Annotated in this window: 19 protein-coding genes; 11 read left to right on the forward strand and 8 right to left on the reverse strand. The window is 45.3% G+C overall.

Annotation, left to right across the window (positions count from 1 at the left end):
* Window positions 1-362 precede the first annotated feature (362 nt).
* Together OCV12_RS16450 and OCV12_RS16455 are read right to left on the reverse strand one after the other, a co-directional pair.
* Window positions 363-707, reverse strand: coding sequence for a DMT family transporter (locus OCV12_RS16450; protein WP_261886560.1), 345 nt, complete (start codon window positions 705-707; stop codon window positions 363-365).
* Between the two features lie 243 nt (window positions 708-950).
* Window positions 951-3119 (reverse strand): metallophosphoesterase, encoded by a 2169-nt coding sequence (locus OCV12_RS16455; protein WP_261886561.1) that lies wholly within the window; start codon window positions 3117-3119, stop codon window positions 951-953.
* A gap of 514 nt (window positions 3120-3633) precedes the next feature.
* On the opposite strand from OCV12_RS16455, the gene OCV12_RS16460 reads away from it, so the two are divergent.
* From OCV12_RS16460 to OCV12_RS16480, 5 genes are all read left to right on the forward strand, one after another.
* Complete coding sequence (locus tag OCV12_RS16460; RefSeq protein ID WP_132941942.1) at window positions 3634-4782, forward strand: S-(hydroxymethyl)glutathione dehydrogenase/class III alcohol dehydrogenase; 1149 nt, start codon at window positions 3634-3636, stop codon at window positions 4780-4782.
* 156 nt (window positions 4783-4938) lie between these two features.
* A complete protein-coding gene (gene fghA, locus OCV12_RS16465; protein ID WP_261886562.1) occupies window positions 4939-5778 on the forward strand; it encodes an S-formylglutathione hydrolase in 840 nt (279 codons plus the stop codon).
* 148 nt (window positions 5779-5926) lie between these two features.
* Window positions 5927-6259: a DMT family transporter gene (locus tag OCV12_RS16470; protein WP_008218062.1), complete on the forward strand. Its 333-nt coding sequence runs from the start codon at window positions 5927-5929 to the stop codon at window positions 6257-6259.
* A gap of 174 nt (window positions 6260-6433) precedes the next feature.
* Window positions 6434-6835 (forward strand): hypothetical protein, encoded by a 402-nt coding sequence (locus OCV12_RS16475; RefSeq protein WP_261886563.1) that lies wholly within the window; start codon window positions 6434-6436, stop codon window positions 6833-6835.
* Between the two features lie 177 nt (window positions 6836-7012).
* Entirely contained in the window at window positions 7013-7750 is a 738-nt protein-coding gene (locus tag OCV12_RS16480; protein ID WP_261886564.1) for an NUDIX domain-containing protein, read from the forward strand.
* Between the two features lie 143 nt (window positions 7751-7893).
* Here OCV12_RS16480 and exaC read toward each other — a convergent pair whose 3' ends face one another.
* Entirely contained in the window at window positions 7894-9414 is a 1521-nt protein-coding gene (gene exaC, locus OCV12_RS16485) for an acetaldehyde dehydrogenase ExaC (protein WP_261886565.1), read from the reverse strand.
* A gap of 327 nt (window positions 9415-9741) precedes the next feature.
* On the opposite strand from exaC, the gene OCV12_RS16490 reads away from it, so the two are divergent.
* The 3 genes from OCV12_RS16490 to OCV12_RS16500 all read left to right on the forward strand — a co-directional run bounded on the left by OCV12_RS16490 (window position 9742) and on the right by OCV12_RS16500 (window position 15628).
* Window positions 9742-11532: a sigma-54-dependent Fis family transcriptional regulator gene (locus OCV12_RS16490; RefSeq protein WP_261886566.1), complete on the forward strand. Its 1791-nt coding sequence runs from the start codon at window positions 9742-9744 to the stop codon at window positions 11530-11532.
* Window positions 11533-11641: 109 nt separating this feature from the next.
* The gene (locus tag OCV12_RS16495) at window positions 11642-13135 is read left to right on the forward strand and encodes an FAD-binding domain-containing protein (RefSeq protein ID WP_261886567.1); all 1494 of its coding nucleotides are present in this window, start codon (window positions 11642-11644) and stop codon (window positions 13133-13135) included.
* A 378-nt stretch (window positions 13136-13513) separates the two neighbouring features.
* Window positions 13514-15628, forward strand: coding sequence for a methyl-accepting chemotaxis protein (locus OCV12_RS16500; RefSeq protein WP_261886568.1), 2115 nt, complete (start codon window positions 13514-13516; stop codon window positions 15626-15628).
* A gap of 128 nt (window positions 15629-15756) precedes the next feature.
* Here OCV12_RS16500 and OCV12_RS16505 read toward each other — a convergent pair whose 3' ends face one another.
* Entirely contained in the window at window positions 15757-16608 is an 852-nt protein-coding gene (locus OCV12_RS16505; protein WP_261886569.1) for a LysR family transcriptional regulator, read from the reverse strand.
* 98 nt (window positions 16609-16706) lie between these two features.
* Between OCV12_RS16505 and OCV12_RS16510 the strand changes: the two genes are divergently transcribed.
* Complete coding sequence (locus OCV12_RS16510) at window positions 16707-17354, forward strand: glutathione S-transferase family protein (RefSeq protein WP_261886570.1); 648 nt, start codon at window positions 16707-16709, stop codon at window positions 17352-17354.
* A 71-nt stretch (window positions 17355-17425) separates the two neighbouring features.
* Here the strand turns inward: OCV12_RS16510 and OCV12_RS16515 are convergent, their stop codons facing one another.
* On the reverse strand, window positions 17426-17659 hold the full coding sequence (locus OCV12_RS16515; RefSeq protein WP_017630696.1) for a helix-turn-helix domain-containing protein: 234 nt from the start codon (window positions 17657-17659) through the stop codon (window positions 17426-17428).
* Between the two features lie 10 nt (window positions 17660-17669).
* Window positions 17670-18218 carry a DUF2975 domain-containing protein gene (locus OCV12_RS16520; RefSeq protein WP_261886571.1) on the reverse strand — a complete coding sequence of 183 codons (549 nt, stop codon included), beginning with the start codon at window positions 18216-18218 and terminating at the stop codon, window positions 17670-17672.
* 306 nt (window positions 18219-18524) lie between these two features.
* Here OCV12_RS16520 and OCV12_RS16525 point away from each other — a divergent pair, with 306 nt between their 5' ends.
* Window positions 18525-19967, forward strand: a complete 1443-nt coding sequence (locus OCV12_RS16525) for an AGE family epimerase/isomerase (RefSeq protein WP_261886572.1) — start codon at window positions 18525-18527, stop codon at window positions 19965-19967.
* A gap of 118 nt (window positions 19968-20085) precedes the next feature.
* On the opposite strand, the gene OCV12_RS16530 is transcribed toward OCV12_RS16525, so the two are convergent.
* Window positions 20086-20493 (reverse strand): hypothetical protein, encoded by a 408-nt coding sequence (locus OCV12_RS16530; RefSeq protein ID WP_123322242.1) that lies wholly within the window; start codon window positions 20491-20493, stop codon window positions 20086-20088.
* A gap of 213 nt (window positions 20494-20706) precedes the next feature.
* Window positions 20707-22038 (reverse strand): ferredoxin reductase family protein, encoded by a 1332-nt coding sequence (locus OCV12_RS16535; protein WP_261886573.1) that lies wholly within the window; start codon window positions 22036-22038, stop codon window positions 20707-20709.
* 180 nt (window positions 22039-22218) lie between these two features.
* On the opposite strand from OCV12_RS16535, the gene OCV12_RS16540 reads away from it, so the two are divergent.
* The gene (locus OCV12_RS16540; RefSeq protein WP_261886574.1) at window positions 22219-22884 is read left to right on the forward strand and encodes a flavin reductase family protein; all 666 of its coding nucleotides are present in this window, start codon (window positions 22219-22221) and stop codon (window positions 22882-22884) included.
* The last annotated feature ends 3 nt before the right edge of the window (window positions 22885-22887 follow it).

A 22887-nucleotide genomic window follows, 5' to 3' on the forward strand; every position in this document is an offset into this window, starting at 1 on the left:
TATCAAGTAATAAGATAATGCGATCTTCTCTTTGTTACTTTTTATAAAATCAATAAGTTAGAAGAAAGTCAATCGATCGAAGTGCTTATTGTTGCATATGTTGCATATTTACTGCGTTTGAGTGAATTCTAGTCGGGAAAGGCTCGTCGCTAAATTGTGTAGAGTATTCAATCTGTCAAATAAACGGGCAGGGATGTAACAGTCGAGAATCAACTGAATCGACTGAATCGACTATTGAGAAGTTAACTAGGAATAAATTCTTGAGGGTTAAACTTAACAAGTTCAGTAGCTGAAACTCCTGTGTTGCGTACATAACGAGTCACAAAGTAGTGCCCCCCTCACGCATAACACAACTAGCTCCCCTAATGACTCACCGACGTCGAAAACAGGTTGATAATCACCACACCAGCCAGAATCAAAGCGATGCCGATGATCGCGAAGATATCGAGCTTTTGCCCGTAAACCAGCCAAGATAGGGCTGCGACCAGCACTATCCCTGCCCCACACCAAATCGCATACGCCACACCCAAAGACATGGTTTGCACTGTGAGAGACAACAGATAAAAGGCACAGCCGTAGCTCGCCAATACTGCGATAGTGGCCGGTAAAGAAGTAAATTGCTGCGTTTTAGGTAATAGAGAAGTTGCGACAACTTCAAGCACTATGGCGAGTGACAGCATCACTGGGGGTGGGAGAGATAAAAGCATCTTTGAGTCCACAACAATAAAATACGGCGCTCAGGATATTGTAGTTTTATTTCCAATTCATGCGATTTTCAGTAAGCAATTATTATGACGTACCCTAAAATGCCTTAATCAAAAAACTCAATGAATAGATTTTAGATAACTCATCCTTATATGAAATAAAAGAGCCCGCTAACTCATGGCTAACAGGCTCTTTCCAATCAAACAACCAAGGTGTTTAGTCTTTTAAAAACAAGGATATAACGCTTATTTTGCTGATGTAGAGTCTCTTAAAATATCGCGCTTAACTTCACCTTTCAGATCCGTCAGGGTTTGTTGGTCGATATCAATCAAGAAGTGGTCACTCGCTTGACCTGTTGCGAATTTTTCAAGAATCACGAACAAGCTGCCGAAACGAGAGCGGAACACTTCACCTACGGTATATTGGCCAAGGTCACCCAGCTCTGAATCCACGGTGCCGTCAAACTCAGCTAGCTCACGGCTTAGCAGTTCGTATTGGCGAAGTTGAGTTTCACCGATATCACGGAACGCCAGTTCGTCTGCATTACGTAGTCGGTAGAAATCAGTTGCGAGAGTTTCACCTTCCCATGTAGCGAAATCTTCGAGCACTAGACCTTCTTGAGATGCAATAGCTTCAGCTTCAACTTTAGCTGCTTGCCAGTCTTGCTTAAATTGTTCGTAATCGTCTACGCCATTTACAACACAACCCTCGACTGGATAACCCAGCTTGTCTGCTAATTGACAAACCGTGAACTGCGTTTCTAGCTGAGACATGATCATCATCTCTTTACCATTCATTTCCATGATCATAGCGCGCATTTCGATTGGCCAGTCACTAGGAAGAAAACGTAGACGCGTTAATTCGCGGATATGCCAGTCGGTGAGTTCGTAGTAGCTTTCAGAATCTAGAATTTCTTTATTCCAAATCTTAGCTTTTGCTTCATCATCGCCCGCGCTTGCTGTTAGGTGCGCATGCTCTTCTTCATAATGACTAAACAACTCGTTGTAACGTGCCACTTGGTCGATGACTACCGTCTCTACTTCAATTTGGTTATCAGGGCGAATGTTCAGCAGCTTGTAGGCTGGAATGTAACCCGCTAGCGATGGTGCTTGAATATTAAAGAGTGTGTGCTGTACGCCATCGATATTGAAACTCTTCTTCCCCGTGTCGTTAAAGTGCATGTGACCACCAACGTGGATGTTTAAGCCCGTCGCTGCCAATGCTCGGCTGGTATTGTCATCTGGTTCACGAGCCAATTGATGGCTTCCTTCGCCAAACAAGTCTTCAATCTCTTCAGAAGCACCGTTGTAGAAATCGGTCATTGGGAAGTGCGAGAAGGAAACAAGCGTCTTGTTCTGCTCTTTCGCTGCTTTTACCACATCAGAGATCCAATCGATCACATGCTCTTTGTGAGTCAGCATCATGTTGTAGCCAGCGCTGCTTGAACCATCAAAAGTATTGCCATCTACAGAGCTATCAGACGAGTTTTCTTTAGGACGATAAACATTCGCGTCGATTGCCAACAACCACAACCCTTTAACTGGCTCGACTAAATAACTGGTATCAGGCACTTCAGAACAGCTTGAGTAACCACTTTCTTTGTAGCTGCCACCTGTCCCTTCGTAACAGATCTCGTACATGCGCTTATCAAAAGCCGCTTCTTCTTTCGCTAATTCATAGCTGTAATTGGTTCGAGCTTGGTCGCTGCTGTAAGGGGTTTCAAAGTAGAGGTAATCTTGTTGAGGGTAGAAGCCGTGAGTACCTAGGATGCTCATGATCTCTTCATAGCCCCACTCTCGTACTTCTTCAGTACATATGGTAGCTAGGTTGTCGCCTTCACCGGGAATGGTTGTCCATTCACCCTCATAGCCAACACACTCTTCTTTACCGCGGCTGTAGATACGCTGATTCTTACCACCCTCGCCAAGGTAATCCGATTTACCTGCTGGGATTGTAAATGGACGCACTGGATCGTGGTTACCCGGCGCTGCAAAAAACTCAAGGCCGTACGTTTCACGATAGTGGTCAAAAATGCTAACCAAGCCACGCATATGAATCGGTTGACCGTCGTCGCTAAAGTCACCGGGTAAGGCTACGTATTTAACGCCACGCTCAACCACATCATCCAATGCTGCGATCATCGCAAAGTAGTTTTCATTGAACAGACGGGTGGAGTTCATCTGTGACTCCATCGTTCGGATTGTCGCGTACTTGCCACTATCCGAGTTGTAGAGCCCTGCGAACGAACCATCTTCAAATGTACCGTAAACATCATGGAAATGGATATCTGGCATGAACGCAACTTGTACTGCGCTCTCTAGATTACCGTTGTCGTCACTTGGTGAACTTGAATTACAACCAACCAGTGTGGCTGCTATCAAGCCTGACAGTACGGTCAATGTACTCTTTTTCATTTTCTCTTCCCAAAAAGTTAGAACTAAAAATTTGGCGAGGAGATTAGGTGAGAAAAATGACATTATAGTTTCTGATATCTTACAAAACATCGCATGCAGAGTACTTATGCGACCTTGCTTCAATCCTTAAAATTCAATCAGTTAGCCAACATCACAACCATCAATAATTTGGTAATACAAATCAGATGTAAGTATACAAACCATCACACATCGATAGACCGAACATCAATGGTAGCAATGCATCCAAGCGATTCAAAAGCACAACCCCTTTCCTAAAAGTGGCTTATTGGTCTTAAGGTTTACGACCACTAAGTCGGGCAGGCTCTCAATGCCAACTATTACATATATGTAATAATCATTTTCCATTTCGGGGGATTATCAAAACCTAGAGTCACACCTATACTAGCTCCAACAAAACGAGAGAGCGGAAACAAACTTGCTCAACTACGCTTAATACGTTGAGCATATTGAGAATCAAAAAGTCCGCTGTAATGACATAAATAGGAAGCATCCAATGACTATCGAAATCAAACCTGGTCAAACTCATATCCAATCTAAAGCAATGGTCGCTTGGAAAGCAGGTGAGCCTCTAAAACGTGAAACTGTTGACGTTGAACTGCCAAAAGCAGGTGAAGTTCTTGTTCGCATCGTAGCGACTGGTGTTTGTCACACTGACGCATTCACATTATCAGGTGACGATCCAGAAGGTATCTTCCCTTCTATTCTTGGTCACGAAGGTGGCGGTATCGTTGAAATGATCGGCGAAGGCGTTACCAGTGTTGAAGTTGGCGACCACGTTATCCCACTTTACACAGCAGAATGTGGCGAATGTAAGTTCTGTAAATCTGGTAAAACTAACCTATGCCAAGCGGTTCGCGAAACGCAAGGTAAAGGCCTAATGCCAGACGGTACAAGCCGCTTCTCTATCAATGGTGAGACAATCTTCCACTACATGGGTTGTTCTACTTTCTCTGAGTACACAGTACTTCCAGAAATCTCACTAGCGAAAGTAAGCAAAGAAGCACCACTTGAAGAAGTTTGTCTTTTAGGTTGTGGTGTAACTACAGGTATGGGCGCTGTACTGAACACAGCCAAAGTTGAAAAAGGCGACAACGTTGCTGTATTCGGCCTAGGTGGTATTGGTCTTTCTGCAATCATTGGTGCTCGCATGGCTGGTGCTGACCGCATCATCGGTGTTGATATCAACGAGAGCAAATTCGAGCTAGCTAAACAGCTTGGCGCGACAGACTGCATCAACCCAATGAACTTCGACAAGCCAATCCAAGACGTTATCGTTGAGATGACAGACGGTGGTGTTGAGTACTCTTTCGAGTGTATCGGTAACGTAAACGTGATGCGTCAAGCGCTTGAGTGCTGCCACAAAGGTTGGGGCGAATCAGTAATCATTGGTGTTGCTGGTGCAGGTCAAGAGATCGCAACTCGTCCATTCCAACTAGTGACTGGTCGTGTATGGCGTGGTTCAGCTTTCGGTGGTGTTAAAGGCCGCTCTGAGCTTCCAGAAATCGTAAACCGTTACATGGCGGGTGAGTTTGGTCTTCAAGAGTTCATCACTCACACAATGAGCCTTGATGAAGTAAACGACGCATTCGACCTAATGCACAAAGGTGAATCTATCCGTACCGTTCTACACATGGACAGATAATTCTCCTTGGTCTCGATACTTAGGTGTCGAGACCACAGTTCTGACTTAAACATCAGAGCGAAACTGTCTTCACCACCTCCTGCCCGGTGGGTGGTGAAACTTTAAGTTATATAGACAAATTTACTCCCAAACCATCAACCTAACGGAGCACAATAGATGACAATCGAAAACATTAGCCAAGCAAAGGTTGCTGGTGGTTGGCACAAACAATACACCCACTTTTCTGCAACGCTTAACTGCAACATGCGTTTCGCGATTTTCTTGCCACCTAACGCAAGCAAAGAAAACCCAGTTCCTGTTTTGTATTGGTTATCAGGCTTAACCTGTACCGATGAAAACTTCATGCAAAAAGCCGGCGCATTCAAAGCCGCGGCTGAGCAAGGCATTGCCATTGTTGCCCCAGACACAAGCCCACGTGGCGAAGGTGTTGCCGACAATGACAACTACGATTTAGGCCAAGGCGCAGGCTTCTACGTAAATGCCACTCAAGCACCATGGGACAGCCATTACCACATGTACGATTACGTGGTGACAGAGCTCCCAGCGCTGATTGAATCTTTCTTCCCTGTGACATCAGTGAAATCAATTTCTGGTCACAGCATGGGCGGACACGGTGCCCTAACGATTGGCATCAAGAACGAAGATAGCTACCGTTCTATCTCGGCATTCAGCCCAATCACGAACCCAATGCAATGCCCTTGGGGACAAAAAGCCTTCAACCAATATCTAGGCTTAGATATTGAAGAGTGGAAACACTACGATGCCTCTGAGCTTCTAAAAACCAAAGGCACTAAACTGCCAATGTTGGTAGACCAAGGCGAAGCAGACAATTTCCTAATTGAGCAGCTAAAGCCTGAGCAATTGGTCGAAGCAGCTAAGGTAGCCAATGCCGATTTAGAGCTACGTATGCAGCCAGGTTACGACCACAGCTACTACTTTATCTCTAGCTTTATTGATGAACATATTGAGTTCCACGCTGCTTACCTAAACAAGTAGAGACACCTATTTAGCCCACACCTTGCAAAAGCGTGAGGTGTGGGCTTTTTTATGCCTGCTGTTTAGCTTCAGCAACCTTAAACAACGATTAGCACTTTTAAACTCCTCCCTATACCAACACAAATAACATAACGACAAAGGTACGAATATGAGCTGGTTTTTCTTGATGATGGGCGTAATGGCTGAAGCACTTTCTCACGTTGCACTTAAAGCCACCGATGGATTTAGTTTGTCTAAACCAGTACCAGCTTTACTGGTTATCTCAGGGCACTTGGCAGCGTTTCTATTTTTGAGCCAAGCGATGAAGGGTATGCCTGTTGGTGTGGTGCATTCTCTATGGGCAGGGTTAGCTATTTTGACAGTGAGCTTAATATCGACCTTCGTTTACAGCCAACATCTGGACACAAAAGTTTGGATTGGCATGGGGCTTGTTGCCGCAGGCGTCATGTTGATCAACCTATCACAAGGCCACGCTCACTAATTTATCCAGACGCTTTTTGATAGAAAGCGTCTGAAACGTAAATTATGAACAGTGCGTCAACTTGTTCAAACTTCCTAACAGAGTGGTGCCGCCTTCACTTATTCATACTCTTACAATCGACAAATCAAACCTGTTACCATGGCACCTTCAACATCACCTATTTTGAAGGTTGCTATGAAAGCAATTAAGACTCTTTTCTTCCTGATGGTTTTACTGAGCGGTCTGTTTACCGCTTGGCTGTTTATCCCGATTCCAGCGACCATGGACAAGCAAACGCTTGATGTCCCATTAACGGAACCATTCAAGCTTGTGGCGTATCGCAGCAACCCAAATGATGCGAGCAAGCCGCTGACTTATCACTACTATGTGATTTCAGATGTGGTTGGAGTGGACGACATGAACCCGTTTTTGATTACCACAGACCAGTTCGTAAAACTTGGCGAGTTCGATGAGAACACATTCAGCCTAACGGTTAACGGCAAGATCGAAAGCTACACCAACGACTTGTGGATCAAAAAATCGGACGGCAAGCTTCAGCACTGGTACGTGAGTATTAATGCAAACTATATTCGTTAGAGTCGAATCCCAATAGACCCTATTTTAAAACTGCGCTTTGGCTTCCAAGCGCAGTTTTTGTTTCTAGCCTCCCCAAAGCAGGTCTCACAAGCCATGCAGGTGTCATAAGCTCTACAGATGTTATAAGCTCCACCTATGCTCGACTCCCAATAAATCAAAAACAATAAAGGATCACCCGTGGAATTTACGCTCGACAAATTTAACGGCATCATCATTGACCCAGAGACAGCGCCTCAAGATGCTGATTCATTCAACGCCGAACTTAGCGAGATAACCCAATTTTCGAAGCAGAATAACAAAGGCATTATTTGGATTAGCCTGCCTATTTCGCTCTCGCACCTTATTCCGATAACGACGGAACTTGGCTTTGTGTTCCACAACTGTCTAGAAGACGAGATTACGCTGATCCACAAATCCGAAATCGTCGAGTTTGTGCCTTTCATCCCGACCCACACCTTAGGTGCAGGTGCGTTGATCACAAATGAACATAACCAAGTGCTGATGATCAAAGAGCACGGCATGACAGGCTACAAACTACCTGGCGGCCACATTGAGCTTGGTGAAGGTATTGAAGAGTCTGTGGTTCGAGAAACATTAGAAGAGACCGGCATCGAAGCCACGTTCGTGTCTGTGGTTGGCATGGCGACAAGGCACCCATATCAGTTCGGTAAATCGAACCTCTACTTTGTATGTCACCTTACCGCTCAAACTCAAGAGATCGCGATTCAAGACACCGATGAAATTGCAGAAGCAAAATGGGTCGATGTGGATGAGTTTATTAACAACGCTGAAAACTACCCGTTCAACCGCCAGATGGTTGGTTCTTTGATTGGCAAACAAGGATTAGAGCTTACCCAGCTAGAAGGCAACTACGGCCCAACCCACAAGCCCGAGATCTTCTTTTCGAAAAGCTAGAGTCACTCAAACATAAAAACACCCAACTCACTGAATTGGGCGTTTTGCTTTTACTTTTTGTTTTTCTTAAGCCGACTGCGTTGTTAATTTTCTCTAATTCAGAAAGCTATCTTTAGAACATATCTATTTTAGAAAAGCCTAGTTTAGAAGAAGCCTAGCGGATTAGTATCGTAGCTGATCAGTAGGTTTTTGGTGTTTTGGTAGTGATCGAGCATCATTTTATGTGTCTCACGACCGATGCCTGATTTCTTGTAACCACCAAACGCCGCGTGTGCTGGGTAAGCGTGGTAACAGTTCACCCAAATACGCCCCGCTTCAATATTGCGACCCATGCGATACGCTAGGTTTGCATCACGCGTCCAAACGCCAGCACCCAAGCCATATTCGGTGTCATTGGCAATTTCTAATGCTTCCGCTTCATCTTTAAATGTCGTTACTGCGATAACTGGGCCAAAGATCTCCTCTTGGAAGACACGCATCTTGTTGTTACCTTCGAGCATGGTTGGCTGAATGTAATAACCATTACCGAGATCATCCGGTTGCTGTGCGATTTCACCACCAGTTAGTACTTTCGCGCCCTCTTGGCGACCAATCTCTAGGTAGCTAAGAATCTTATAAAACTGCTCTTGAGAGGCTTGTGCGCCAACCTGAGTGTCAGTGTCCAACGGGTTACCTTGCTTGATGGTTTGAGCGCGCTCGACAACTTTGGTGATGAACTTGTCGTAAACCGATTCGTGGATCAACACACGTGATGGACAGGTACACACTTCACCTTGGTTGAAGAACGCCAGCAGCATGCCTTCGACACACTTGTCTAGGTACTCGTCTTCATGATCAAAAATGTCTGGGAAGTAGATGTTTGGAGACTTACCGCCCAGCTCAACCGTTGATGGAATCAAGCTTTCAGCCGCACATTTCAAAATATGGTGACCGACTTCTGTTGAACCCGTAAACGCCAACTTAGCCAAACGATCACTGGTTGCTAACGCTTGGCCTGCTTCACTACCAAAACCATTCACGATGTTAACTACGCCTGCAGGCAGAAGATCGGCGATCTTCTCCATCATCACCAAAATCGATGTTGGTGTTTGCTCGGCAGGCTTCATCACCACACAACAACCTGCCGCTAGAGCAGGTGCCAGTTTCCAAGCCGCCATTAAAATCGGGAAGTTCCAAGGAATGATCTGCCCTACAACACCGATGGGCTCTGGAAAATGGTAGCTTGCAGTGTTTGAATCGAGCTCAGCTGCACTGCCTTCTTGCGCTCGAATACAACCCGCAAAGTAACGGAAATGATCGACAACTAACGGGATGTCTGCCGCTAAGGTTTCACGCACTGGCTTGCCGTTTTCCCACGTCTCAGCGACTGCAATTTCTTCTAGATTAGCTTCAATACGGTCGGCAATTTTAAGTAGGATGTTCGAACGCTCTGTCACACTGGTTGCCGCCCAACTCGCACGAGCTGCATGCGCCGCATCGAGCGCTAAGTTAATGTCTGCCTCAGTTGAACGCGCCACTTGGCAATACACCTTACCATTCACTGGGGAAGTGTTATCAAAATACTCGCCGCTGACAGGCTTCACCCACTCACCACCGATAAAGTTATCGTATTGAGCTTTAAAGTTCACTACTGCGTTGTCATTACCCGGCTGTGCGTAAATCATAGTTAGATCCTTCTTTGATTTGTTGTTCGTTATTGAGCGAGAGCTGTCTTATTTTTGTGGCGACTTCTCTTGAGAAAAGAACTCATGACAAGACGCCTATGTTTATGCTTTCTGTTTAAAACACTGATACTTCGTATTTTCTTCACAACAAGAACAACGCAAATCACACGCCACAACCTCAAAACTTGTTGTTAATAAATTGTAAAACTATGATTACCAAACATTTACAACCCAAAGTGAGTTGGCATTGAACGGCCGTATGGAAAGCACTCCAGTGTTCAACTGTTCCAATTTGGTACACCCTCACTGTTACGACATGGAACAGTCATGCACCTTCAACAAGCAAACACCTCAGATTGGCTTTCGTCCTCTTGGCACCGCAGCACAGAAGCAGGGCTAAAACAGAGACGACTTCCCGAAGATATTCGCCTGCCACAGTCGATTCTTAAGCAGCGACGTCATCAATCCTCGAGCTTGATTCAAATCATCGAGCGCAATGCACTGCCTCTGTTTAACCAGATGTTTGCACGCACCGACAGTCGTTTGATTCTGACCGATATTGAAGGAGTGATTCTGGCAAGTTGGGGGCAAGAGCGGTTTAAGGAAAAGCTGACTTCGATTGCGCTAAGTTCTGGAGCGTGTTGGCAGGAACAACTCAAGGGCACCAACGCCATTGGCACTGCGATTGTGGAAGCCAAACCCGTGACCATCATTGGCGAGCAGCACTTTATCCACCAGCATCGGTTTATCAGTTGTTCTGCAAGCCCAGTATTTGATCATCAAGGGCAAATGATTGGCGTATTAGACATCACTAGCGAGCAGCAGCAACACGACAGTTCGGTGCAACTGCTGGTTCAAAATATGGTTCAGCTTGTTGAAAATCAGTTATTGAGCCATATCCCACAAGGCACCACTCGCATCGATCTCGCTTGCGAGAAATCGTTATTGCACAGTGGCTGGCAAGGGATTGTAATAGCCAATGAAGCCGGAGAAGTGGTAGCGCACAATCAGGTCGCCTCTCAACTACTGGATCAAACATCGATCGTCGGCGAGTGCATCGACATTCTATTCAACCGAACCTCATTAGACACGCCTTTTGTATTTGAAAAACAGCACCTCAAACGAACTACTACCAAGCGCACGCGCTCTATTTCGGCATCGTGTGATTTACACCATGGCGAGCAGCAGATAGAACACGCTTGGCAGCAAGCCAACAAGGTTATCGATAAAGGGATCAGCTTGTTGATCCTAGGTGAAACGGGCGTTGGAAAAGGCGAATTTGTTAAAGCATTACACAAACAAAGCCAGCGTAAATCTGCGCCACTCGTGGCGGTAAATTGCGGTGCGCTGCCTAAAGACCTTATTGAATCAGAACTATTCGGTTATGCGCCGGGGGCTTTTACGGGCGCAAGCCATAAAGGGTTCCAAGGTAAGATCCGCCAAGCGGATAAAGGAATTCTATTTCTAGATGAGATCGCCGACATGCCATTAGAGGCTCAATGTCGATTGCTGCATGTTTTGCAAGACAAATCCGTAGTGCCTGTGGGTTCAAATCAGAGCTACCAAGTCGATTGTCAGATCATCGCTGCCACACATAAAAACCTCGAGCAGTTAGTCTCAACTGGAGAGTTTCGACAAGATCTTTACTACCGCCTGAACGGCTTGGCATTTACTCTGCCGAGTCTGCAACACCGACAAGATAAACACGCCTTAATTGAAAACATTCATCGTAAATACGCCGATTCTGAGCAGTCAATTTGTCCGCACCTAATGAGTTTATTGTGCGCCTACTCTTGGCCGGGTAATATCCGAGAATTAGACAACTTACTTAAGGTTGCTGCTCTATTGGCAAGTGATGAACCACAGCTCACACTCGAACATGTTCCGAGCCACCTTGCTCAACACCTCACGTCGTTAGCACACGATAATCACCATCAATCGACGACTTCTAATGCCCTCAAAGGCAAAGCGAATAACGATTTAAGAAGTACCGTTGAAGAAACCTTGCTGCAAACCTATCAAGCTAACCAAGGTAATATCAGTAAGACTTCACGAATACTGGGGATCAGTCGTAATACCATTTATCGAAAACTGAAAAGCTTGGGCATCCTCCAATAATCACCATGGAAGATCCTAGTCTGCCCTTTCGTTATCAATAAATAAATTCACTTCCAGTGAGACATTTTGCCCTCTGACTCGTAATGCTTCAAAACGAATGAGGGCTCAGATGCAAACAATCAACATAGTGTGGCTAAAGCGCGATTTAAGGCTCACCGACCACGCACCTTTACTACACGCTTTATCAGATCCACACCCGACGATATTGCTCTACATTTTCGAACCCATGCTGCTAAACAATGCCCACTATTCTGAGCGACATTGGCGATTTGTCTGGCAGTCACTGCAATGCATGAACCAGTCGTTGAAAGAGCATGGACATAAAGTTTCAATACTTCATGGCAGTGCTATGGACTGCTTCGAAGCGATCCAATCGCGTTACCACATCCAAAATGTATTCTCCCACCAAGAGATAGGCTTAAATTGCACCTTTGAACGTGACAAGCAAATATCTGACTGGTTTCAAGAGCACAACATCCATTGGCAAGAGTTCGCACAGGGCGCTGTTGTGAGAGGGTCGAAAGACCGAATCGGTTGGGACAAACACTGGAACAGTGTCATGCGTGCTCCCATCGCAGAGAGTCAGTTGACCACAGAATCACTGCATACCCTTGATGCTGCAGAGCTTGAGTTAGCAATCGAGCCTCCACAAGCATGGTTAACCAAAGGTAACGGCATACAAACAGGCGGCAGCGCCCTTGCATGGGCAACGTTACACGACTTCTTTGAGCGCCGTGGTCGAGATTACTACCGCAGCATCTCAAGCCCAGAAGCCTCGCGACATGCTTGCACTCGCCTGTCCCCATATTTGGCATGGGGCAACATATCGTTGCGTGAAGTTTATCAACACCTATTGGGACACTGGCAAGTCGCAGGGTTTCGTCGCAGCTTGATTGCGCTCTCCTCTAGGCTTCATTGGCACTGTCATTTCATGCAGAAGTTTGAATCGGAATGCGAGATGGAATTTCGCTGCATCAATCACGCCTATGAAGCGCTATTACAGAATGAAACTATAAAAGATCCAGCACGTTTACAGGCATGGAATATGGGATTAACGGGCGTGCCCTTAGTCGACGCCTGTATGCGCTGCCTACATCACACGGGTTATATCAATTTCCGCATGCGCTCTATGTTGGTGAGCTTTCTCACTCACCATATGAACATGGACTGGCGTGATGGTGTCACTCACTTAGCGCAGCTGTTTCTCGATTTTGAACCCGGTATTCACTACCCACAGTTTCAAATGCAAGCCGGAGTAACAGGCATCAACACCATCCGAATTTACAACCCAACCAAGCAAGCCCAAGAACACGATTCTGATGGGGACTTCATCCGTAAATGGGTACCAGAACTTTCAGACATACCCACCCCACTTCTATTTGAGCCTTGGAAGATGACGCCTATGGAGGTGATGATGCATGAGCTTGAACCAGATTCACCTTACCTTAATCCGGTCGTCGATCTCGACACTAGCGCAAAAGAAGCACGCGTGCGTTTATGGTCGTGGAGAAAGCAGACGGAAGTGAAACAAGAACGAAGCCGTATTTTGGCTCGCCATGTCAGGCCATCGAAGAAGCAAAGCAAATCGACACGGGCGAGCTAATACAACGTGTCCCCTCTTTAAATAACTTATAAAAAGAGTGGTAATTCATTAGGTTAAATAAAATTAATTGTGACCGTTGTCATATAATGAGTAATCGACACACGGTCACAAACTAGAAAAGCTGAATCGCAGCCTTAGGAAAACATCAAGCTGTCCTAATTATCATTAAAACCAATAAATACAAAAGGTTAGCGATTGATAAATGATAATTTTCATCTTCCTCTAAACGTTGCGACCAAAGCCAAAACTACACGTTATGCAATCCTATTTATAATTTTGATCTCCCTATTCTTTTTGTGTTCATTATCTTGAATTTTCCATTCACTTATCTTGTTTAAAATCTCTGCAAAACTACCTCTATTTGGTTACAGGGATCTTATGTTTAACAGTATACGCACGCGAATTGCGGTGAGTGCGGGTGGGGCGATGGCTTTCACTCTATTGATCGCAATGGGGATGACGACCAACGCATTTACCGATGTGAACAAACAAGTTACTGAAAAAGTAAAAATGCAGCTAACGGATGCCACTACAACGGACTTACAAAACACGGCCCTTCAACAGGGTTTAAATATCGCTAACCAACTTGATCCTGTGCTAGCAAACCTAAAACAAGCACGCTCAATCATCGAGCTAAGTTCAGAAAACAACGCAAGCGCAGACCTTATCGTTAAACAGTTTACTGCCGCCTTGGAAGCACAAAACAAAGCTGTATTTGCAGGTTACATGGTTTGGGAAAATAAGACATGGCCTCAACAAACTGAATTGGACAGCAAGCTTGGCTTTAACACAGAATTAGGTTTTAACAGTCAGGGTTACCTTGCACCTTTCTTCGCTCCAAATGACCAAAATAGCTTTGATGCCGTTGCAATGGAAAGCTTTAGCAATACAGAACTCAATAGTAACGGAGAGCGCAAAGACGACTGGCACTTAATGCCTTACCAAACCGGTAAGACATTTGTTATGGAACCGTACTTCTATCCGGTTCGAGGTAAACAAGAGCTCATCACCACTATCAGCCAACCAATCAAACAAGACGGAGAAATCATTGGCTCAATTGGCTTTGATTTGTCTTTGTTCGAACTGCAAAGCCAGAGTGAATTGTTTGCACGTAACCTATTTGATGGCAAGGGTAAGATCCTTATCACTTCATGGAAAGGCATTACATTGGCCAACAGTCGTGCTGGAAACATGGTAGGTAAAAGAGTCTCCTCTGAGTTGGAATCTGAATGGTCGAAGATTCAATCTATCGCTAAACGCGAAGGCGCTGGCCTTGTTACTTTCGGCGGAGATGAGTATGCAATTACAGTAATTGATACCAGTGATGCACCTTGGGTAGTCATGGTGTCCGTTCCCAGTAGTCACCTTACAAAAAGCGTCGACGAGTACACACAATGGAGTGATGCTCAGAATTCGAAAGCGCTTGAAAAAGGTGTGTGGGCGGGGATCATCGCAGCTATTCTAGGTATTGCCTCAATGGCATTCATTGCCAACTCTCTGGGCAAGGTTCTGAACAACTTAGTGGAGCGTTTTAAAGATGCAGCACAAGGTGAAGGCGACTTAACTTATCGCATAGAGGTGAAAGGAAAAGATGAAACCGCGCAGCTTGCACACTGGTTCAACACCTTCCTCTCTCGTATGCAAGAAATGCTACTTACCGTCATGGTAACGGCCGATCAAGTCGATAAAAATGCCTCTGAAGGTCAGGCACGTGCAGAGGTTTCTCGTGATCAACTGAACTCTCAAGTTAACGAGGTAAACTCACTTGCCACTGCTATTAATGAAATGAGTGCGACTGCGCAAGAAGTAGCAAGTTCAGCCGTTCAAGCAGCCGCGGCAGCAAGCCAAGTACAAAGCAACAGTTTCAATGGAATGACGCGCATGGACAATGCCGCTAGTGCTGTAGACAACTTAGCTGCTCAGGTTAATGATGCGCAGCAACAAACACAAAACCTAGTCGATTCGAGCACCGCTATTCAAGGTATCTTGAGCGAAATTGGTGGCATTGCAGAACAAACCAACTTACTTGCGCTCAATGCTGCTATTGAGGCAGCACGTGCGGGTGAAGCTGGACGAGGCTTTGCAGTCGTGGCAGATGAAGTGCGTAACCTCGCAAATCGCACTCAAGGTTCGACAGAAGAGATTCGCTCGATGTTGGCTCGCCTAGAACAAGAGACTCAATCTATCGTGATATTGATGGAGCAAAGCCAGAAGCAAGCGAATGATACCAAAGGTGAAACTCAAGCAGCACATCTCGCCTTGTCGGAAATCAACCAAGCGATTGAAGTGATCAACGACATGAACAATCAGATTGCTTCGGCTGCTGAAGAGCAAAGCTCAGTGTCAGAAGAGATTAATCGCAATGTAGTAATCATCAATGATACCGCAGTGGAAGTGATGGGTACTATGACATCGTCGGTAGAAATCAGTAACGAGTTGACGGTAAAAGCCGGAGATTTACACGGTGAGTTAAGCAAGTTCAAGCTTTCTTAATTACCAGTACCGTCTCATAATAACTAGGCCGAGAAACGTAATATTCTCGGCCTATCAATTTTCTCATATCCTCTCACCTTACAGCTCATCTATCGAAATTCACCTAACAAAGCTCTCCCAACAGAAAGCTAATCAGAGTCCAACTCGACAAGTTTATTTAGCACCTCTTTATCCAAAACTGGATGATGTTTGCTTGCGAGGATCAAAACAATATCCACCGAAGGAAGTGGTGGCATGTCATCGAGTATTTTCAGGTCCGGGGTCACACTGAGCTTGCCCATCGCACCAATCGCTAGGCCTGCTTTTACTATCGCGCGCTGCGCTGAAGCCGTATTGCTGCACGCAAATAACTGATAAGGCGTCCCCTGTTTAGCTAAACCATTGACCGCGGCTGCATGATATTTACAATCGGTCTGAAACAGAGCCAATGGAATCGGCTTTGAATCGTCGAGCACAAAATCAGGGCTGCTTATCCAAACTCCGGTATCATTGGTGAGCCAATGCCCCTCTTCGCTGTCAGGCGCTCTGGTGACAATCGCGGCATCGAGCCTGCCATCATCTAACCACTCTCTCAGCGTAATACTTGGCAGGCTGAATACTTGGATAGAACAAGTGGGTTCTGCTTGCTGCAACAGGCGTATCACTTTCGGCAAAATAGTGTCGTTATAATCTTCAGGGCAACCCAACCTCAGAGGCTGTTTGTCTTCATAACGCTTCACTTGTTTAAGCGCAGTATTATGGAGTGCGACCAACTGCTCCGCATGAGAACGCAGCGCCAGTCCCGCCTCAGTAAGCACTAAATTACGACCTTCTTTCTGAAAAAGAGTGACGTTAAGCTCTTCTTCTAATTTGCGCATCTGTGCACTGAATGCCGACTGGGTGCGATTAATCTGTTTCGCGGCACGCGTGAAGCTGCTGGTTTCCACGAACGCGAGAAAGCCTCGCAAAGCATCAATATCCATATTGAAATCACCACCCATCGTTTTTATTAATGTAATACATCAAAATTATCCGTTAGTGCGCCGCAATACAATCCCTTAAGCTCAAATGCATACCCACCAAACGCAAGGAAGCACCTATGCAGCTTTATATCGCAAACCAAAATTACTCAACTTGGTCACTTCGTGCATGGCTCATATTCGACCATTACAACCTCGATGCAGACATTATTAAGCTCAAGCTGTTCACCTCAGATTTTTACGACACGTTAGCGAAAGTGACACCGACAGCCAAAGTCCCGACTCTAGTTGATGGCGACGTCGCGGTGTGGGATTCACTCGCAATTCTCGAATACGTTAACGATGCCTATTTGAATGGTGCGGCATGGCCGACTTTTGTTGCAGAACGCGCTCTCGCCCGTGCAATCTCGGCAGAAATGCACTCTGGTTTTTTTAGCATCAGAAATGAGTTACCAATGAACTGCCGAGCTAAAAGAAAGCTCACGCTCAGTAATGGCGCATTGAAAGACATCGCTCGCATCGACGCAATATGGTCTGCACAAATGGAACAATACCCTGAAGGATGGTTGTTCGGTGAATGGTCGATTGCCGATGCGATGTTTGCACCTGTGGCGCTGCGCGCAGAAACCTATGGCATCCAGCTTTCAGAAAAAGCCCAACAATATCAACAACGTATGTTGAATAGCCCGTCGATAAAGAAATGGCTAGCAGAGGCGAGCTTAGAAAGCGATGTAGTAGAAGAAGACGAGGCGGGCGAGCCTGTTTAATTTGGATCGAATGAGTCTCGAATAACTTCGAGACTCATTGTTTTCATAAGGGAATACGCTTTACTAAATCGCTACTCGGCAGAAGCGCTGTCGTGGTGAACGTTCGCTTCAAATTCCAATATATCACCTGGTTGGCACTCTAACACTTCACACAACTTGTCGAGTGTCGATAGTCTCACCGCTTTGGCCTTGCCATTTTTTAACACCGACAAGTTGGCTTCGGTAATCCCGACCTCTTTTGCCAATGTCTTCAATCGCATTTTTCGCTTGGCCATCATAATGTCTAAATTAATGCGGATAGTCATGACAAGTCCTTTAAATCGTTTGGCTGTGCTCATCAGCCAGAATATAACCTTCTTTCATCACCCATGAGATGATCAAAATAATTATACCTAATATAAGTGTCAAAAAGTCCATACCCACAAAACTAATCTCAAAGATACGCTCACCTGGTGGATTATTGAACGACAAAATCACTGACATCAATGAACCATAGATAACCGACCCAAATACCCAATAGAACAAGCTATACCCGAGTTTCTGGTATGACATTGCGTTTTCCAAAGAGAAGATTTCGCCTCGCTCATAGTTGCGGAATAAACGTATCAGAACCATTAGTGCGTATATCAGGATGCTGGACATCGCTAAACTTGTGAACGCAGCAACGATTCTTGTTGTCATAGTGAGCGGCAACATTGTGAAATACCCGATGTCGTAAGTAAGATAAAAAATGCCCGTCGCACTAATAAAGTCATAGGGAGTCTCAATTGTTAGCCAGAAGTAACACACCATTATAGGGGTAAGTACAAAAAGGGATTGTAATAGCATACGTACACGTCGGCTTTGTTTTTGAATGTTAGACATACTTATATTCCTGTTGAATTGACGGAGGGAATATTAAGATCAAAACAAATGATGATCAACAAAAAATTATTGATAAACGATAATTTTACATCGATTTAAGTTTAATGGAATAAGGCTAATCTAGTATTTTCTCTATCAATAACATGGGATAGACAACCTCCGGGTTCTAAAACTTCAACCCAATAATCCATTTTCATCAGACTTCCATTTACTTCCTAATAATTCGATCGATTGTGATCGCCGAATCACAATGTGCAGACCTGATTGTTTATATTCAACTAAATTCAAATCATTAAGATAAACATCATGTTACGAGCAACCATCGCATTACTCAGCGTGACCAGTTTCGCTGTATCTGCCAATGTCACTCTTCCCTCTGGAGAAGACTGGGTCAATCATGCTTCTGAAGGGCTTGCGCCGTATTGGATGATGCCTAGCGCTCAGGGAGAACCGATAGGCAACTTCCCGACTTTCCGCTGTGATGATGGGACATTGCTTGATGTGACTAACGTTTGTCCTGAGTTAGACCGAGGCTGGATCACGCCACACTTTGGTAAAGAGTTCACACGAATGAAATCACGCCAAACCTATGCTTATGGTGTGCTCTACCACCTGACTGGCGATAAGCAGGCATTAGCGCTCGCTAAGCAAGGGGCTTACTACCTCATTGAACACTTAGAAGATCAGCAAAATGGCGGCTTCATTAGCTTCACCAAGAACGGTAAAGCTGGATTGGAATGGCAACAGCGAACGGCTCAAGATCAAGCGTATGCACTGGTTGGATTGGCAATGTACTACTACCTCACCCAAGACAAACAGGTAGAGGACGCGCTCATTACCCAACAAGCGTTTATCTTTGATAAATATCGACTGAACGACAACAGCGGCCTAGCGTGGGTACTTGCCGACGGCGAAGATGGCAAAGCCACACAACGTGAATTGGTTGCACAGCTTGACCAAATTAACGGTTACATGCTGTTAGTTGCTCCCCTACTGAAAGAGCCTACCAAGACAAAATGGCTTGATGATCTGAATTGGCTGACAAAAACCATGGTTGAGCACTACCACTCTGAAGATGAACAACGCTTCTACGGTGCCATTCACAGCAAAGCAGCCATGATGCCGAACGCCAATCACAATGATTTTGGGCACACCATCAAAGCGTATTGGATGACTTACCTTACCGGACAAACTCTGGATAACTCCGAATGGAAAGAGTTTGGTATGAAAGGGATGAAGCACACTTTAGCCCAAGCTCAGTACCAGAAAGGCTTCACCGATGTATCCCAATACTTTAGCGACAAACTTCAGAAGGCATGGCAAGGACGAGAGATTACTGGCTGGCAAAGCAGACCAAACACAAATTGGGCGTCATCATGGGAGTGGGCAGAACTCGACCAAGCTGCGATGACGGTATCGCTGATCGATGATTCAATGAAAGAAGTTCTACAATACACGCTACCGACGTTTCATGATGTATGGGTCGATCATAAATACGGTGGTGTAGGGCTTGAACCTAAGCGCACCAAGGCTTTCCATTGGGGCAACGGCTACCATCAGTTTGAACATGCTTTGATTGGCTATTTATATGCTCGACAAGAGGAAGGCAAGCCCGCTGTACTTCACTACTCAAGGCCAACCAATAGCGAGATGCCAATGGAACCGTATTACTATCAAGGCGATGTGATTAAATTGAAGAACACTGGAGATGGCACGCAGGCAGTCAGTTTCAATAACATTCGACCTTAGCGTGAGTGTTCGATTTGGTCGCGGCTAGAACATAACTAGATAAGGTTTAAGCAAGCGATCTCATTCTAAAGTCATTAAAGAAAAAGCCTGAGGAGTAAATTCTCAGGCTTTTTAAGTGCTACTTTCTTTTACCCTGTTCAACTAACTTCTCATTCCATGCTGTATTGCCATCACGCTTAGAGACATCGTACTCCGCACAGAACTGGGATATGGTCATGTTGTTGTCGCCGGTCGCTAATTTTAGTGCCAGCTGAACTTGTTGAAGTTTGCTTTGCAGACGCAAGATCTGACCAGCATTTGGGCTTTTCTCTTTGGCATACTTTAAGGCTGCATGTTTACGCTCTGCCGCGCCAGCTCTACGATCCGCTTCTGATAACAGATACTTTAGTTGCGCGACACTCTTACCCTTCTTAAAAGCAGGATCAAGCAACTCAACGCATTCATCAAAAGATGGATCTATAACGTAGGGATCAACTTTATGAGCTTGTTGGCGCATCCACTCTAGTGCGAGTTCTTCATCTGACATATTCGAATCTTTACCAAAGAAATAGCCGTATATGGTATCGCTCAATAGCAAACCGCTGCAATAGTAAATTGAATGAGTTCGCACCTTTTTGGTCGGAAGCTTGTGGCTATGCCTATCAAACATCAGTTATCAAACATTAAATCTAAACCGTCTGTTCTCAGCCACAGCTCAATCCAGAGATGCTTCCCCATTCAATTCATCAACTGACAACGATTAGCGCATCACGAATAGCTCTTCGTGGTAGTGCTTTTCAATATCAAATTGATAGGTGTCTAATTCTTTTTTCAACGATGTTGAGAACAATTCTGGCCCGCAGAAATACACCTCGTATTCGTTGAGGTCACCGCATTGATTGACAATTCTTCCGGCGTTCAGTCGCGGTGAATGTAAAGTGTCTATCACGGTTAACTTCACACCAACCTCATGTGCCAGGTGCCACAACTCATCGATTAATTGCTTATCAACACCGCGAGTACAGTAAAACAGTTCGATACGCGGATGATCTTGCTCTGTTTTGAGCGCTTCAAGCGTAGCAAAGAAAGAAGCAATCCCGACACCACCTGCAATCCAAATTTGAGGCTTACTTAGGTCAAAATCAAGTCGACCATAAGGCCCTTCAACCGTAACCGCATCGCCCGCTTGCACTCGCTCATAAAGGCCATTAGTAAAATCACCCAACTCTTTGATCAAGAAACGCAGTTCTGAATCTTCACTGCCAGAAACAATGGTAAACGGATGCGGATCTTCATTACCGAAACGCAAGTAAGCGAATTGCCCTGCTTTGTGACCTTGCCAAGGTGCATCCGGTTTTAACACCAGTTCCATCACTTCAGCTTGGGGAAAATAGCGAGTCGAAGCAATGGTCGCAGAGTGACGATTACGACGTCCAACCAAACCCAACAAACTGTAAATCGCAGCGATAGATCCAACCAAAGCAAATGCCACCGTTAGGTAATAAATCGGCTCTCCCCAATACGCTCGTTTAAGCAGTATTACCGAGTGAAAAGCGATAAGCAGATACGCGACCGACATCAGGCGATGTGATAATTTGAACGGTTTGTACTTTACTGCCGCCCATAGTGACACCACAAGTAGAACGAGTAATAAGTAAAAGCCCCACTCGCCGATACTTTGTGCGATACCACGCAGCTCATTGACCCACAATTCCCAACCAGTCAGAACCGCTTGTGTCCCTGAACCATCGTGTCGAACAGGCTTATCCAATACGCCAGACGTCACCAGTGACTTAGGAATTTGGTACCATAACCAGTGTGTGACACCCATCGCTACACCACCGATACCGAGCCATTTATGGACTCGATACGCTTTATCCATACCTTTGAGCCAATTCTCGACCATAGGCAAGCGCATCGCCAAAACCATGGTGATGGACATTAACATCAGAGACAAAATACCTGAGTACTGAATCATGGCTGAGCGCCATTCAAAGACATCGCTTGAAGCGAATAATTGCGGTTCCATCGCAAACCAAAAGGCTGACATTGTGGCAATCATTGCCCAAATGATATTGCGGACTGTTTTCATTTTTTAACACTCTTAAAGACGACATCATTACTTTAGCTTGCGGGATGTAAAGCAACGTCAACATGCGTAAATCTATGCAAAGACACACGTTCAGCTGATCGTTAGAGGGTGCTCCCGCGTAAATGTGCTTTGGTTAGTGAACAAGTCTTAGAAAACAAAAAAATGGGAAGAAAAGAAGATATGAAGGACCTCACCCTGTCAAAACAAGACCTCCAAGCAATGGACCAGCGTCATCGCACTCGCTTGATCAATTCTTTGTCTGGATTCAAAAGCGCCAATCTCATAGGCACATGCGATAACCAAGGGGGCACAAACTTAGCTGTGATAAGTTCAGTAGTTCACTTAGGGTCACACCCGCCACTGTTTGGCTTTATCGTGCGTCCTAGCAAACGCCGTCGCCACACCTTAGAGAACATCCTTGAAACCAAGCACTTCACCATTAACAGCATTGGTGCGGACTTCGTTAAAAAGGCGCATCAAACCTCGGCTCGCTATCCAAAATCAGTATCCGAATTCGAGACGGTGGATCTTACACCTTATTACGACGATGATTTTCCAGCGCCATTCGTTTTAGAAAGTAGTTTGAAAATCGGATTGGCTTTCAAAGAACAGATCACAATTGAGAGTAATCAAACCCAGATGTTGATTGGAGAGGTCATTACCATTCATGCACCCAAACGCGCTGTGATGCCTGATGGCTATTTGGATTTGGAAGCTTTAGATACTGTCACCGTATCGGGGCTAGACAGCTACCACGTGACCCAAAGGCTACACCGCTTGAGTTACGCCAAACCCGATGAGCCCTTGTTTCCGCTAACCCGCGAAGGCGATCCAACATCGTGGTAGTTC

It is taken from the genome of Vibrio pomeroyi, assembly GCF_024347595.1.
Lineage (GTDB): Bacteria > Pseudomonadota > Gammaproteobacteria > Enterobacterales > Vibrionaceae > Vibrio > Vibrio pomeroyi.